This window comes from Martelella sp. AD-3 (assembly GCF_001578105.1).
Lineage (GTDB): Bacteria > Pseudomonadota > Alphaproteobacteria > Rhizobiales > Rhizobiaceae > Martelella.
In genome coordinates this window covers 1,600,456-1,614,777 of the sequence record NZ_CP014275.1, presented here as the reverse complement: position 1 = coordinate 1,614,777, position 14,322 = coordinate 1,600,456, and the positions used below count along the sequence as shown (strand labels likewise).

Genomic DNA, 14,322 nt, shown 5'->3' with positions numbered 1-14,322 from the left:
ATGTAATTAAAAACTATGAAGGAACACAATCTTCCGCACAAGAGAGTGTCCCCGACCTCTTGTCCGGAACAGCGCACCAGCCTCGCCCCGCGCGGCTTGGCCGGAGCGGTATTCCTCCCCAGAACAGGGGAAGGTATCCGTCTGGACGAATATCCTTTCCGCCCGGCATGAACACCTCGCCCACCGGCTTCTGCCCGCCGCCGCCGATCATGTAGTCGAGCTTCACATCGGCGAACTGAAACGCCGAGAAGCGCTCCCGCGCCTCCGGCCGGTCATTCAGCGAAGGGATGAACCGTCCCTTGATCCCTGCGAGCCGCTTCGCCATTTCAGCGAGGCCGGCACGCAGGAAGCTGTCCCTGCTGCACCACGTCTCGCAAGCCAAATAGGGCGGGTCGAGCCGGAACAAAGCCCCCTTCCCTGTGGTAGCGGTCGATAAAGGCGCGCCAGTCGAGGTCTTCGATGACGACGCCGGAGGGGCTTTCACGCACCGCGTCGCCAGCGCAGGCAACCGGGCGCGGCGCGGATTCGTCATGCTTGCCGGACGGGACCATGAATATTAATGGCGTTGTTCGTGGCCGCGACGTATATTCGCCCTCCCTAATGAATCGGCAGGGTGCAAAGGTTCTTGGGGTTTGGAGGACGATATCATGTGTCAGGATTGTAAAGACAAGGCCGTAACCAGGCGCAATCTGCTCAGGGGCGGCGCCGCTGCTTCGCTCGCGCTTCCCTTCGTATCGAGCGCGTATGCGCAGGAGCCAGGCAGTGCGCCGATGGCTGCGCCGGCCTCGCCCGACGAGGCGCTGCAGCGCCTTGTGGATGGCAACAAGCGCTACGTGGATGGAACGCCGAATAATACCGACCACTCGGCCGGTCGCTACAGTCGCTCACAGGGTCAGCAGCCCTTTGCCGCTGTCGTTGCCTGTTCTGACTCCCGCGTCATTCCGGAATTGATTTTCGATCAGGCTCCCGGTGATCTGTTTGTCGTCAGAGTCGCCGGGAATTTCCTCAATGAAGACGGCATAGCAAGCCTGGAATTTGCCACCGCCGTGCTCGGCATTCAGGCCGTTCTGGTGCTCGGTCACACCAGTTGCGGCGCCATCAGCGCCACGATCACGTCGATTGAGGACAATGAACTGCCGCCCGGCCACCTGCCGAGCCTCGTGAACGCGATCCGCCCGGCGGTCTATGACGTGATCGGAAACAATCCGGAAAACATGCTTGAAGCCGCTACCGCGCAAAATGCGATAATCAATGCGGAGAAAGCAGTCGCAACCGGCCCGATCCTGTCCGATTTTGCGGCCAATGGAAAGATCAAATCCTCCGCCGGCGTTTACGACATCGCTACGGGCGTCGTGACCTTCCTTTAGAGCGCCGTGCATCCATTCGGATGCACAAAGGACGCTCTAACCTATTGAATCTACGCATCGTGCTTTCCGAAAATCGATTCCGATTTTCGGGCCGATGCTGTAGGCGTTCGACATGCCGGGCCGATCCCTTCGGCCGGCCCGGCATGCCCCCAACCGCGCTCCGTAACCGGCATGTTGTCGTCCAGGCGAGAACCAAAGGCCAATGGCGCTTCCCGGCGGTTCCTCTCACCCGTCCTTCACCGTCTTCAGAACCTGCATCGGCCCATCGGAGAGACACTGCGAACCCGGTCCCGGCCATGACCGCGCCCGGCATGCAGCCTCGATCGATCCGCCTGATCTTCTGGTCTTCGGCGACGAACTCCCCGGTTTCGTCGAGGCGCCGAGGCGGGTCAGTTCTTCGGTAAGCGCGGGGACCTGTTCCGCTGCGGTTCCCCGAGACCTCTGGGTTCCACGGGGCCCGGCGGTGTTGTCGCTCAAGGCTTTACACCTGTTCGGGCACTGCTATTTTGGGCGGGGGACACGCGAAACGTTGCAGACGATGATTACCGACGCCGATGATTTCTTCACCAAGGGCTGCGGTCGATGCGCGCGCTTCGACACACCGGACTGCTCGACCCGTCAATGGATCGACGGCCTCAATAACCTGCGTCGCATCTGCCGCGACATGGGGCTGGAAGAGACCGTGAAGTGGGCCCACCCCACCTACATGCATGCAGGTCGCAACATCGCGATCTTCGGCGCGTTCCGTGGCGACTTCCGGCTGAGCTTCATGAACGCAAGCCTCCTGAACGACACAGAAGGTGTGCTTGAGCCGCAAGGGCCGAACAGCCGCACGCCGGGCGTGATCCGCTTCACCGATGCGGCGCGGGTCGGCGGGGTGGAACCGGTGATCCGGGCTTATCTGCGGCAATTGATGGATCATGCCGAGGCGGGTACGAAACCGCCGAAGGCGCACGCCGAGATCGACATGCCCGATGAGCTGGCCGATGCGCTGGATGCCGATCCGGAACTGGCCGAAGCGTTTCACGCGCTGACCCCCGGGCGACAGAGAAGCTATATGTTCAACCTCAACCAAGCCAGACAATCGACGACCCGCGTCGCCCGTATCGAGAAGTTCCGCGACAGGATCATCGCCGGAAAAGGCGCGATGGAGCGCTAGAGCATTTCGCAGTCAGATGGAAACATCTGACGTTCGCGAAAATGCGTCAAAACAAATAGATAGAGCGGATTCGCGTTTCCACCAAAGGCGGAACCGCGCAAGCGCATCGGCCCGAAGATCGGAGTCGACTTTCGGAAAGCCGATTCGTCAATTCAATAGCTTACAAGCGCCGGACCGGCCCGGCATCGTCTCATCGTTTCTCGATGATCCTGACGCCGGGCGGGCTTCCGGAACCATCAATGCCCCTCAGCGCTCCTCATGGAAAGGTGAATTTGAAATTGTGGCAGGACGCGCAGTAGTTTTCCTGCGGCGCGTGCTGCAGATGGCACAAGGAACATTCGGCGAAGGGAGCGCCGTGCGGCGAGCTGTGCGGGTTGGTCGGGGACGCGTCGGCGGATCTTGCGCCAAGCGCTTCCAGCGGCCCGTGACAGTCGAGACAGACCCGTGTTTCCGGCTCCTCCGGCGCCTCGGCATTCTCATGGCATGTCGCGCATTCCAGCCCCGAAAGGTAATGGGTGTGGTCAAGGTGGAGCCTTCCCTCCAGGGCAAGCGGCGTTCCCGGAACATGGCAGTCCCGGCACCCGTTCATCGTCATCCCTTCGACAGGAGGGTGGGCATCGGGAAGAACGGCTCCGTCGACATGGCAGGCGCCGCAGGCGGAAGGCGTCACGGCATCGGCGACGGTCGCGCTCGTCTTGATGCCGGCGGCGCGCCCCACATCACGCAAATACCCTGAAGACTGAAACAGAAGGGCGTGTCGCCGGTCCTCCCCGAAGGCGGCATTCAGCGCCTGCAACTGGCAGATGCTCCGCTCGACCGAGGACATATTCTCCGACGCCGGATCCTGGGAGACCGCCGTTTCAAGGGTCGAACACGCGATATCCTGCGCGCCGGATGCCGGCGGCGCTGCTGCGGACGCCCAGATAGCCGCCGCTGCCCAAAACACAAGGGCAGCCACTTGGCCTATGCTTGCCTGTTTCATCACGCGAAGCTCCCTTTGAAATACCGATGCGGCGCGCAACCCTGCGCCGCATCGCGTTTGGGCACCGCGCCTCCATCCGAAAACCGGAGGCGCCGGAAGGAGCGGCGCCAGAGCGCCAAGCTGTTGAATCGACACATCGCGCTTTGCGAAAATCGATTCCGATCTTCGGGCCGATGCGCTAATCCCAGCGCGGTGCAGCCGCGGCATTGCGCCCGGCAATCCGGCCGAACACGAGGCAGTCCGCATAGGCGCAGGAGCCGAGGCGCGAGGCCCCGTGCACGCCGCCGGCAACCTCCCCGGCGGCATAAAGACCGGCAATCGGCGCGCCCGAACGGATGTCGAGCGCCTGCGCATCGGCATTGATCGCGCAGCCGCCCATCGTGTGGTGAATTTTCGGCGACAGCCTGACCACATAGAAGGGCGGCGTGGCCACCGTTCCGATATCGGCCGGCAGGTAGCGCCCGAACGCCCTGTCGGCGCCGGCATCGAGATCGCGGTTGAAGGCGCCGATCGTCTTCAGCAAGGGCTCCAGCGGGATCTGATGCGCGTCTGCGATCGCCTCGAGGCTGGCATATTCCCTGACGACGCCGGCGCTCATCATGCTCGCAAGATCTTCCGTGTCACCGCCGGTTGCCCTGGCATAGCCCGCAGCATCGGCGATGGCGATCGCCTTGTTGCCCGCCGCGAGAATGGCGTCGGCGCGCGTCTTGCGGTCGGCGTTCTCGTTGACGAACCGCTTGCCGGTCAGCGTGTCGATCCAAAGCCCGTAGGAGGCAGTGACCTCCTGCACGAAGTGCGGCGCTCGGCCGAAACCGCGCTCGTCGGGACTGGCCCAGGGGCCAAGCTGGATCCACGACGGCTGCACCAGGATGCAACCGATGCTGAGCGCCTCGCGCAGCGCTTCTGCGGTTGCGCCCGGCTGGTTGGTCGTATCGAGATCTCCGCCGAGACGGGGATCCTGCAGCGCCCGGAAAGCCGGATCGGCGCCGAACCCGCCCGTTGCCAGAACGACGGCGCGGCTGGCCCTGATGGTCATCGGCGTTCCGCTTTCAAGATCGGGATGCCTGAAATTGCGGTGCACCAGAACGCCTTTTACACGCCCGTCTTCATCGCGGATGATGCGCTTGAGAAGCATACGCATGCGCGGCTCGACGCCCAGTTCCTTCAGCTTTTGCAGCTGCGGCACGATGATGCCCGAGCCGCTTTCCGCCTCCAGTCCGTAGGAACGCGGCACCGAGTGGCCGCCCATGTGCACAAGCCCGGCATACCGGACGCCCAGCTCATCGATCGTCCACTGCACCGTTTCCATCGATTTTTCGGCGACGGTTCTGGCAAGTTCGGGCTGGTTGAGCCGCAAGCCGGCTCTGAGCATGTCCTCGTAAAGGCTCTGCGGCGAATCTTCGATCCCCCGCTCTGCCTGGAGCGGCGATCCCGCCGCGGCGATCACGCCGCCGCTGATGATCGAGTTGCCGCCGGGCGTGCGCATTTTCTCGAGCAGTGCGACGGATGCCCCCGCCTTGGCGGCCTCATAGGCGGCGGCCAATCCGGCAAATCCGGTCCCCACCACAACGACATCGACAGTCTCATCCCATTCGGCGGGAAGTTCGCCTGTTTGCGCAAATGCTCCGGAAGCGGAAAGCGCAAGACCGCCGAGAACGGTCGATGCACCGGCGCCGAGCATCTGCCTGCGGCTCAGCCCGCGGGGATCGTCTCTGGACTTCTCCATGGTGACCTCCTCTGTCATCCGCTGAACACGCGTCGCAGAGACCGCAGGTCGGGCAGTCGGGCGACGGCCATTCAACAGAGCCATTCTCCGCAGGCCAATCGCGGGCCGCATTGATCCCTGTCAACGGACCATGTCAAAGCCGTCTCATGGCCGCCGGCTTCAGCACGGGCGGAGGCCCGACCGGGCAGGACATTGGACAACTGGACGCATCTTGCGGCAACGGGGACGGCTTGACTTGCGGACAGTTCGGGGACACATCCTTGCTCATGATCAACACGCGTCTCCATCTCCGCTCTCATCGGGTGTGCCTCATCGCAGGCAGATAGCCCCCGGCCTGGTCGCGTCGCGCCCCGGCCGCGGGGCATAGGCAGTTTGCCACCGGGCGTTTGAGACGGCGCCTGTCAAGCGACACGAAAATCCCCATACAGAGAAAACAACGCCCGCACGGCGTTCATTGTGCTGCTCATCCCAGCAAGGAGACGGACTATGCCTTCCAACCACAAGAAACAACGCAAACCCGCGATTGTCCTGACGCAAACCGACCACAAGCGGCTTTCGCTTCTCGCCGAACAGTTTGACGACAAACATGCCGATCTGGCCGACGTCCTGTTTACCGAACTCGAGCGCGCCCGCATCGTGGCGGACGAACGCATAGCCGACGATGTCGTGCGCATGGGAACGACCGTTCGCTTCACCACCGACCTCGGAGAGGACCGACAGGTAACGCTCGTCTACCCGGGAAAGGCCGATATCGCGGAGGGCCGGGTTTCCATCCTGACGCCGATCGGCGCGGCGCTGATCGGCCTGAAGGTCGGACACGCGATCGACTGGACCACCCGGGACGGCCGGATATGCCGCCTGACGGTGGAAGCCGTGAGCCAGCCGCGCGCCCGGACAGACGGTTAGGCGCTTCGCATTCTTTCGGACGCCAAAAAACAGCCGTAACATATTGAGTATCTTTACGCCTTCAGGAAAAACCGTTGTCGTCTAAGAGCGTGACGTCGGACGGGAAGATATTCATCCTGTCCGCCAACGCCGCTCCCGACGAGACCCGCAGCGGCGTAGAAACTCTGGACGGCCCGATACCGGACGCGCTCGGCATGGCCGCGTCCATCGGCATGTCTGTCGGGTCCGGCGAACCCGTTGCCATCCACTTCACGGGGCGCACAGCAGGAGCAACACGCCGCGGGTCAAGCTCTTGTCCCGCCATTGCCGCACCAGGGCCGACGGTAGCCTGCCGCAGGGTGTGTTGTGAGACACATGCTCGTTTCTTGATGTGTTTCCTTGGTGAAGCTGATCGTCTACTGTTTGCGGCGAAACAAAGGGGGCTGGAGGAGAGCATTGCACGTCGGCCCAGGTTCCAAGTCCTCGGAAAAGAAAATGGGAGATCCGATGAAATACGCTCTTGCAGCAATCGCCATTCTGGCCGCAACGTCAGCCTCTGCCAACGACCCGCTTCTGGAAGACGCGATCGAATTCACAGGGCAGATTTTCCACCTCGACACCGGCGTCCCGGGTCTCGTCATCGCCGCCGTGCGGGGTGACGAGAGCGCCGTTTTTGGCTTCGGCGAAGTTGCCAGGGGCAGCGGCCTGGAGCCGGATGCCGACACGGTGATCGGGGTCGGGTCCGTGACCAAGACCTTCACGGGACTGTCGCTTGCATCGCTCGCAGCACAGGGCGTCGTTTCCCTCACCGATCCCGTCGGGCCGCATGCCGGGGTGGTCGACGCCCTGCCCGAAGAAGACGGACGGCAGATCCGTCTGATCGATCTTGCCACGCATTCAAGCGGCCTGCCGCGCGAACTCGAGCCTGTCGAGGGCGTCGAAAAATACAGCGATGCCTCTTTCGCGGCCAACCTTTCCGATGGCCCCTTGCTCTTCGCCCCGGCAAGCGGCGTCCTTTACTCGAATGTCGGCTTCGATGTCCTCGCCATGTCGCTTTCCGACATCGCCGGCGCGCCCTATGCGGACCTGCTGAAATCCGACGTTCTCGATCGCATCGGCCTGATATCCACCAGCTATGAACGCCCCCAGGGCGCAAACGCCATGGCCGGCTACGACTGGAACGGCAATGAAATCGATCCGGGCGACCCTATCGAAAACCGCGAGGGCGCGTCCGGCCTTTATACGACCGCAAACGACATGCTGCAGTATCTGCGCTGGAACCTTGACCGCTTCGGCGAGAAGGATGCGGAAGTGCGCGCCCTGAGCCACGCGGCGTGGTTGATCCGTGACGGTCTGGATCCGGTCTCCGGGATGGATGAGTCCGGCCACATGAACGCGATGGGGCTCGGATGGGTCATCATGATGCCCGAAGGCGACCGGCCGCTGATCATCCAGAAAGCCGGAGGCACCAACGGCGTCTTCAGCTATCTCGCCTTCGCGCCGTCGCGCGGCGTCGGGGTTTTCATGGCCATCAACCAGTTCAACTTCTCGGCCGGCACGGAAATGGCGCAGGTCGTCAATGGTCTGATCGCGTCGCTCGCGCCGCGCTGACCGGCGTCGCGCCGGCCTGCCGCCTCCGGGCCGCCAGGCGATCATGGATGGCGGCGGCCAAGGGCGCCCTCGCCTTACGGTCCCGCTATCCAGCGGCAGGCAGAGCAATTTCGCCGGCCCCCGCTGCGCCGGCCCAAGAGGGCCGGCCGTTACGAGAGCGCCGTGCGACCATTCGGACGCACGGCGCTCTATGCTGTTGAATCTACGCCTCGCTGAACGGTCGTTGCTAAAGCCAGGCCGATTGCCCGCTCGTATCCGAGGGCCCTTCGGTGATGCCCTTGATCAGCACGCGCCGCGAACTCTCCAGATGGGCATGCATGGTCTTGCGCGCAGCCTCAGCGGATCCCTCGACAATCGACCGGTAGACGTCCGCGTGGCCGATGAAATCGGGCCCGTAAAACTCCGGGTGGCTGGCTTCGATGTGATAGAAGCGCTCGAATTCGCGGAGAACGCCGACGATGCAGCGGTGGAGCCTTTCATTGCCCGAGGCGATGGCGATGACTTCGTGAAAGGCATTGTCGATGCGGATCATGCGGGCGATTTCGCAGGCGTCGGGCTTCATCTGCGGGGGCGTAAGGGCGCTGGCTTCGAGCAGTTCCTCAAGCTCGCCTGACTGCCGCGCCGAGATATGCGCGGCCGCAAGCGCCGCCGCCTCGCCGTCGACCAGCGCCCGGAAGGCGAAGAGATCCCTGATGGCGGACATGTGCAACGGCGTCACCATGTAGCCGCGCCGCGGAATTGCCTGGACGAACCCCTCCATCTGAAGACGGGCGAGAGCCTCGCGCACCGGCGTCTTGCTCATTTCGAGATGGCGCGCCAGTTCCGCTTCGGTGAAAGCGTGTCCCGGCTCCAGACTGCGCTCGACGATGCGCTCGCGTATGCGCTCATAGGCCTTGTCGGTCAGGGACGGCGTCCTGCCGCGTCCGTCGACGATATCGTCCCGCCATTTGAAAACGCGCTCTGCTGCCATTTCGGCTCCACCCTGCTCCTGATTGCATGCGTTGACTCTAAAAGGTTGATACCTTATTTGCAATGTATACCGTAATATATTATGGTGTGTATTTCCAGAAAAGCCTTTTTCAAGGCAGAAGCTCAGGCGGCACCGTCCACCACACTTCGGCGCGCCGTCACTGACCGAAACGGAGCCAATGGCTAGCTATATCGCAAGACGATTCGTGCTCGGCGTAGCAGTGCTGCTTGTCGCCATGACCATTCTCTTCCTTCTGATCTACACGGTGCCCGGCGACCCGGCGACGATCGCGCTTGGCCCGCGCGCCAGCGAATTGCAGAAGGAGGCATTCCGGCTGCGCATGGGGCTCGATCAGCCGCTTGCGGTGCAGGCGCTGAACTTTCTCTGGTCGCTGCTGCACGGTGATCTGGGCACGGACATCCTCAACCAGCGCCCGGTCACGCAAATGGTGCTCGCAGCGCTTCCCAAGACCGTCCTGCTCGCCGTCACGGGCCTTGGCTGGGCAGCGCTCATCGGCATCCCGCTCGGCATCTGGGCGGCGCTGAGGCCCGACAGCTGGACCGACCGCATCATCGGTTTGATTTCCACCAGCGTCGTCGCGCTTCCGGCCTTCCTGATGGCGATCTACGCGCTGATCCTGTTTTCCGTGCAGCTGCGCTGGTTTCCCTCCATCGGCGCGGGAGAGCCGGGCGATTTCGGCGACCAGATCCATCACCTTGTCCTTCCCGCCTTTGCCGTCGGCGTCGCCTGGGTCGGTTATATCGCGCGGCTGGTGCGCGTCGCCATGCTGGAGACGCTGGCCGAGCCGCATGTGCGCACCTATGAGGCCTTCGGCGTCGGCAAGGCGCACATCGTGCTGCGCTGCGTCCTGCCGATCGCGATCATACCGGTGATTTCCGTCCTCGGCGTCGGCATGGGCAATCTCCTATCCGGCGCGGTGCTGGTCGAGGTCGTGTTCTCGCGCCCCGGCCTCGGCTCGATGGCCTATGACGCGGTGATCAGCCGCAATTTTCCGGTCGTTCTGGGCTCGGTCGTGGTCACCACGGCGCTCTATGTGGTTGCCAATTTCCTCGCCGATATCGCCATCGCCATGCTCGATCCCCGCCTTGCGGAGAAAGGTTGACCCTTGACCGACGCCACAGCGAACATCACCCCTTCGGCCGCCGCTCCGCGGCGTTTCGCAACGCTCGGACGACTGATGCGCAACCCGACGGGCGCGATCGCGACGATCGTCATCCTTCTCTTCCTCGCCGCCGCCCTCGCCGCCCCGCTCGTCGCGCCCTATGACCCGAATGCGATCGCCCCCAGGGTCAGAATGCAGGGTCCCTCCCTTGCCCACTGGCTGGGAACCGACCAGCTGGGGCGCGATCTCCTCAGCCGCGTTATCTTCGGCACGCGCACCGCCTTCAAGGTCGCCCTGCTCGGAACCGGCGGCGCGCTGATCGCCGGCATGGCCATGGGCATGGTCGCCGGCCTCGGTTCGAAGCTCGTCGACAGCCTGCTGGTGCTCGTCAACGATTCCGTGAAATCGCTGCCCCTCGTCCTGTTCGCGCTGGTGCTCGTCTCGATCTACGGCCCGTCCATGACGACGCTGATCTTCGTGATCTCGGCGTCCATGGCGCCGGGCTATTTCCGCGTCGTGCGCAACCAGGTACTGGTGCTGCGCAATGCGGATTTCGTGGTGGCGGCCGAGTCGATCGGAAGCTCGCGAACCCGTCTCGCCCTCGCCCACCTTCTTCCAAACCTGATCGGCCCGATCTTCGTGCTGGTGGCCATGGATATTCCGGCCGTCATCGGCATCGAATCCGGTCTGAGCTTTCTCGGCCAGGGCGTCCAGCCGCCGCAATCGAGCTGGGGCAACATGCTGGCCGAGGGCTATACCTATGTCCGCCAGGCGCCGCACATCGCGGTCGCGGCCGGGCTTCCGATCATCATCGCCACCATCGCATTCACCTTCCTCGGCGAAGCGCTGCGCGATGTTCTCGACCCCCGCAAGATCGCGAGGCGCTGACCGTGACGAAACCACTCCTGTCCATGAAGAATGTCAGCATCATCTATCCCGGCGAAAGGGGGGATGTCTGCGCCGTGCGCAATGTCTCGCTCGACGTCGCGCCGGGCGAAACGCTCGGCCTCGTGGGCGAAAGCGGCTCGGGAAAGTCGAGCCTCGCATCCGCCATGCTCGGTCTTTTGCCGGCCGGCGCCAGGATCGAGGGTTCGGTTCATTTCGAGGATCGCGAGCTGACGGCTCTCGGCGAGGACGAACGCAGGCGGTTGCGCGGCTCCGCCATCGCGGCCATCGCGCAGGATCCGTTCACGGCGCTCAATCCCGTCCTGCGGATCGGCCGGCAGATGGTCGCCTTCCAGCATTGCCACAGGGAAATGAGCAAGGCCCAACGCTGGAGGCGCGCGATCGACATGCTCGAGAAGGTCGGCCTTTCCGACCCCGAAACCCGCATGCGCCAGTTCCCGCACCAGCTTTCCGGCGGCAGCCGGCAGCGCGTCGCCATCGGCGCGGCGCTGCTGGCCGAGCCGCGCCTTCTCATTGCCGATGAACCGACGACGGCTCTCGATGCGACGACCGAGGCGCAGATACTCGCCATCATGCGCGATGCCAAGGCCGGCTTCACCGGCGCGACGGTGTTCATCACGCATGATATCAGCGTCGTATCGCGCGTCTGCGACCGGGTTGCCGTGCTCTATGCCGGCGAATTGCTGGAAACAGGGCCGGTCAGCGCGGTTCTCGCCAATCCGCAACACCCCTATACGAAGGCTCTGCTGGAATGCGATCCCGCCCGCATCGACAGGCCGACCCGCACGCTGCCGATCATTCCCGGAACCGTTCCCGCGCCGACGGAACCGCGCAACGGCTGCAGCTTTGCCCCGCGCTGCCGCTCGGCCTTCGGTCCCTGCGCCACGGAGCGTCCGCCGCTTGCCGCCTGCGGCCGCGACTGGAACAGCGCCTGCCATCTGGTGACCGCATGAGCAAGAAGGACCATCTCCTCGAAATCGACGAGCTCGAGGTCCGCTATCCCGCGGCGGGCCTTTTCGCGCGGCTGCGCGGGGCGGAAGGCTTCGTGACCGTGCTGCCTGGCACGTCGCTTGCCATCGAACGCGGAACGACGGTCGGCCTGATCGGCGAAAGCGGCAGCGGCAAGACCACGCTCGGCCGCGCGGTCATGGGTCTCGCGCCGATCTCCGGCGGCCGGATCCGCCTCGACCGCGATACGGTGACCTCTCGACGTGACAGGCTCTGGCCGGGCATGCGCCGCAAGACTGCCTTCATGTTTCAGGATGCCGTCGCCTCGCTCGATCCGCGCATGCGCCTCGGCCTGTCGGTGACGGAGCCGCTTGTGGTGCATCGCATGCTGGAAGGCGACCGCCGGGAAAAGGCGATCGCGCTCCTGGGTCTCGTCGGCCTCTCGCCCGATTTCGCCGACCGCTACCCGCACGAGATTTCGGGCGGCCAGGCGCGACGGGTGACGGTTGCCCGCGCGCTGGCGCTGGAACCGGAACTGGTCGTGGCGGACGAGCCCACAGCCGGCCTCGATCTTTCCGTGCAGGGAGAGTTGCTGAACCTTCTCAATGATTTGCAGGAGCGACTTCATGTTTCCTTTCTGCTGATCACGCACAACCTCGCCGTCGCGCGCCATGTCACGGACCGCATCGCGATCATGTATCTCGGCCGCATCATCGAGGAAGGGCCGTCCGAGACGGTCTTCCGCGCACCGGCGCATCCCTATACGCGCGCGCTGCTGGCGGCCAAGGAAACGGTCGATGTCGACCGGCTGATTTCCGGCGAGGTTCCGAGCCTGAAGCAGCGCCCGGCGGGCTGCGAGTTCCGCACGCGCTGTCCCATTGCCCGCGCCCTCTGCGCGAAGAAGGCGCCGCGCCCGCAGCGCCTGGAAAACGGCCACAGCGCGGCCTGCCATTTTGCCGCGACCGCGCAAGGGTCGGCTCCCTCTCCGCGCGACACGCTCAACCCACCTGAAAGCCAAACGAAGGAAGACAATGACCATGAGTGAATTCAAGATCACCCGACGCCAGGCGATGCAGAGACTGGGCGCCGGCGGACTGGCGGTGGCCGTGGCCAATCTGGCCGGGACGCAGGCCGTTTTTGCGCAGGAGAACAAGGTTCTCAAGATCCGCAATGACGGCGACATGGAACGCCTTGATCCGGCAAGCCGTGGCGGCTGGTACGACGAAACCGTGATGTTCGCGATCTTCTCCGGGCTGGTGCGCTACGGAGACGGCGACAACTGGGACTGGGAGCTGGATGCGGCTACCCTGCTTGACGACAGCGACCCGATGAACATCAGGTTCGAGTTGCGGCCCGGCATCCAGTTCACCAACGGCTTCGGCGAGATGACGGCGGAGGACGTGAAGTTTTCCTTCGAGCGTTTCGCCGATCCGGCCGTCAACGCCGTCTACGGCTCCGACTGGGCCGCGCTCGACACCGTCGAAGTGACCGGAAAATACACCGGCGTCATCCGCCTGAAGGAGCCCTTCGCGCCGCTCTTCACGTCAACACTGCCGAATGCCTCCGGCCTGATCATCTCGAAAAAGGCTGTCGAGGCTTCCGGCAATGCCGATATTGCCACCGATCCGCTGGCCTGCTCCGGTCCCTACCAGCTTGCCGAATGGCGACCGCGCGAGATCATCCGGCTGACGCGCAATCCCGGCTGGGTCGGTCCCAGGCCCTATTACGACGAGATCGAGCTCTACCCGATCGCCGACGTGACCTCCGCCGAAACGGCCTTTGCCGCGGGCGACCTCGACTGCACGCAGATCGCCGTCAACTCGATCCCGGCCTATGAGGGCACCGACAACACGCTGACGGTCAAGCCGGCGCTCGGCTATGCCTGGATCGGCATGAATGTCGAAAATCCGAAGCTTGCCGACATCAAGGTTCGCCGCGCGATCCAGCATGCCGTCAACGTTCAGGAAATCGTCGATGCGACCTTCGGCGGCGCGGTCGACCCCGCATACGGCCTGGTTCCGCCGCCCTTGCTTGGCGCGCGCGACAGCGTTCTTTACGGGTATGACCCGCAAAAGGCCAAGGCCCTGCTGCAGGAAGCCGGCGCGGAGGGCCTGGATCTTTCTCTGACCTTCGGCACGGATCCTGACATCATGATTGTCGCACAGGTGCTGCAGGCGCAGCTCGCACAGATCGGCATCAACCTCTCGATCCGCCAGATGGACAGCGCCACGATGATTGCCGAGGCGCAGGACAACGAGGGCGGCGGCTACAAGAATATCGACCTGATCATCGAGCCGTTCACGACCACGCCGGACCCGAGCTGGGTGACGGAATGGTTCACCTGCGAGCAGGTCGGCGTGTGGAACTTCCAGCGCACCTGCTCGCCCGGGTGGGATGCGAAGAATGCCGCCGCCGTGAAGGAAACCGATCCGGAGAAGCGCGAGCGGATGTATGTCGAGCTGCAGAACGAGCTGGAGGAAACCGGCGCCTATATCTTCCTCTATCACGGCGTCAACGCCTGGGTGACGAAGCCGGGTATCGAGCCCGCCTTCAAGCCGGATGCGCAGATCGCCTTCCTGCGCGACTTCAAGGCCTCCTGATCCTGAAACGAAGGCGGCGGGCCGCCCGTGTCCGCCGCCCGAACC

Annotated in this window: 13 protein-coding genes; 9 read left to right on the top strand and 4 right to left on the bottom strand. The window is 64.0% G+C overall.

Features of this window, described 5'->3' with window-relative positions; genetic code table 11:
• Positions 1 to 13 precede the first annotated feature (13 nt).
• The gene (locus tag AZF01_RS07415) at positions 14 to 406 is read right to left on the bottom strand and encodes a hypothetical protein (protein ID WP_024707172.1); all 393 of its coding nucleotides are present in this window, start codon (positions 404 to 406) and stop codon (positions 14 to 16) included.
• 226 nt (positions 407 to 632) lie between these two features.
• Here AZF01_RS07415 and AZF01_RS07410 point away from each other — a divergent pair, with 226 nt between their 5' ends.
• Positions 633 to 1,367 (top strand): carbonic anhydrase, encoded by a 735-nt coding sequence (locus AZF01_RS07410; protein ID WP_244435526.1) that lies wholly within the window; start codon positions 633 to 635, stop codon positions 1,365 to 1,367.
• A gap of 202 nt (positions 1,368 to 1,569) precedes the next feature.
• A complete protein-coding gene (locus tag AZF01_RS24450) occupies positions 1,570 to 2,526 on the top strand; it encodes a YdeI family protein (protein WP_245308954.1) in 957 nt (318 codons plus the stop codon).
• Between the two features lie 256 nt (positions 2,527 to 2,782).
• Here AZF01_RS24450 and AZF01_RS07400 read toward each other — a convergent pair whose 3' ends face one another.
• Complete coding sequence (locus AZF01_RS07400; RefSeq protein ID WP_024707169.1) at positions 2,783 to 3,508, bottom strand: cytochrome c3 family protein; 726 nt, start codon at positions 3,506 to 3,508, stop codon at positions 2,783 to 2,785.
• 178 nt (positions 3,509 to 3,686) lie between these two features.
• Positions 3,687 to 5,234 carry a flavocytochrome c gene (locus tag AZF01_RS07395; RefSeq protein ID WP_036236405.1) on the bottom strand — a complete coding sequence of 516 codons (1,548 nt, stop codon included), beginning with the start codon at positions 5,232 to 5,234 and terminating at the stop codon, positions 3,687 to 3,689.
• Between the two features lie 486 nt (positions 5,235 to 5,720).
• Here AZF01_RS07395 and rnk point away from each other — a divergent pair, with 486 nt between their 5' ends.
• Both rnk and ampH read left to right on the top strand, forming a co-directional pair.
• On the top strand, positions 5,721 to 6,140 hold the full coding sequence (gene rnk / locus AZF01_RS07385) for a nucleoside diphosphate kinase regulator (protein WP_024707166.1): 420 nt from the start codon (positions 5,721 to 5,723) through the stop codon (positions 6,138 to 6,140).
• Between the two features lie 486 nt (positions 6,141 to 6,626).
• Positions 6,627 to 7,730, top strand: coding sequence for a D-alanyl-D-alanine-carboxypeptidase/endopeptidase AmpH (gene ampH, locus AZF01_RS07380; RefSeq protein WP_036236372.1), 1,104 nt, complete (start codon positions 6,627 to 6,629; stop codon positions 7,728 to 7,730).
• A gap of 226 nt (positions 7,731 to 7,956) precedes the next feature.
• On the opposite strand, the gene AZF01_RS07375 is transcribed toward ampH, so the two are convergent.
• On the bottom strand, positions 7,957 to 8,700 hold the full coding sequence (locus tag AZF01_RS07375; RefSeq protein ID WP_024707164.1) for a GntR family transcriptional regulator: 744 nt from the start codon (positions 8,698 to 8,700) through the stop codon (positions 7,957 to 7,959).
• A 178-nt stretch (positions 8,701 to 8,878) separates the two neighbouring features.
• On the opposite strand from AZF01_RS07375, the gene AZF01_RS07370 reads away from it, so the two are divergent.
• From AZF01_RS07370 to AZF01_RS07350, 5 genes are read left to right on the top strand one after another with little or no spacing between them, the layout of a single operon-like run.
• A complete protein-coding gene (locus AZF01_RS07370) occupies positions 8,879 to 9,823 on the top strand; it encodes an ABC transporter permease (protein ID WP_024707163.1) in 945 nt (314 codons plus the stop codon).
• Between the two features lie 3 nt (positions 9,824 to 9,826).
• Positions 9,827 to 10,711, top strand: a complete 885-nt coding sequence (locus AZF01_RS07365; protein ID WP_024707162.1) for an ABC transporter permease — start codon at positions 9,827 to 9,829, stop codon at positions 10,709 to 10,711.
• A gap of 2 nt (positions 10,712 to 10,713) precedes the next feature.
• Positions 10,714 to 11,682: an ABC transporter ATP-binding protein gene (locus AZF01_RS07360; RefSeq protein WP_024707161.1), complete on the top strand. Its 969-nt coding sequence runs from the start codon at positions 10,714 to 10,716 to the stop codon at positions 11,680 to 11,682.
• Positions 11,679 to 12,722 (top strand): ABC transporter ATP-binding protein, encoded by a 1,044-nt coding sequence (locus AZF01_RS07355; RefSeq protein WP_024707160.1) that lies wholly within the window; start codon positions 11,679 to 11,681, stop codon positions 12,720 to 12,722. Before AZF01_RS07360 ends, AZF01_RS07355 begins: the two co-directional genes overlap by 4 nt.
• On the top strand, positions 12,715 to 14,277 hold the full coding sequence (locus AZF01_RS07350) for an ABC transporter substrate-binding protein (protein ID WP_024707159.1): 1,563 nt from the start codon (positions 12,715 to 12,717) through the stop codon (positions 14,275 to 14,277). Before AZF01_RS07355 ends, AZF01_RS07350 begins: the two co-directional genes overlap by 8 nt.
• Positions 14,278 to 14,322: the final 45 nt, after the last annotated feature.

What these genes read in the sequence shown, in the direction of transcription:
- AZF01_RS07395 (WP_036236405.1), bottom strand. Translation starts at nt 5,234, where the DNA reads ATGGAGAAGTCCAGAGACGATCCCCGCGGGCTGAGCCGCAGGCAGATG.
- AZF01_RS07355 (WP_024707160.1), top strand. Translation starts at nt 11,679, where the DNA reads ATGAGCAAGAAGGACCATCTCCTCGAAATCGACGAGCTCGAGGTCCGC.
- AZF01_RS24450 (WP_245308954.1), top strand. Translation starts at nt 1,570, where the DNA reads ATGGCGCTTCCCGGCGGTTCCTCTCACCCGTCCTTCACCGTCTTCAGA.
- AZF01_RS07400 (WP_024707169.1), bottom strand. Translation starts at nt 3,508, where the DNA reads ATGAAACAGGCAAGCATAGGCCAAGTGGCTGCCCTTGTGTTTTGGGCA.
- ampH (WP_036236372.1), top strand. Translation starts at nt 6,627, where the DNA reads ATGAAATACGCTCTTGCAGCAATCGCCATTCTGGCCGCAACGTCAGCC.
- AZF01_RS07375 (WP_024707164.1), bottom strand. Translation starts at nt 8,700, where the DNA reads ATGGCAGCAGAGCGCGTTTTCAAATGGCGGGACGATATCGTCGACGGA.
- rnk (WP_024707166.1), top strand. Translation starts at nt 5,721, where the DNA reads ATGCCTTCCAACCACAAGAAACAACGCAAACCCGCGATTGTCCTGACG.
- AZF01_RS07370 (WP_024707163.1), top strand. Translation starts at nt 8,879, where the DNA reads ATGGCTAGCTATATCGCAAGACGATTCGTGCTCGGCGTAGCAGTGCTG.
- AZF01_RS07350 (WP_024707159.1), top strand. Translation starts at nt 12,715, where the DNA reads ATGAGTGAATTCAAGATCACCCGACGCCAGGCGATGCAGAGACTGGGC.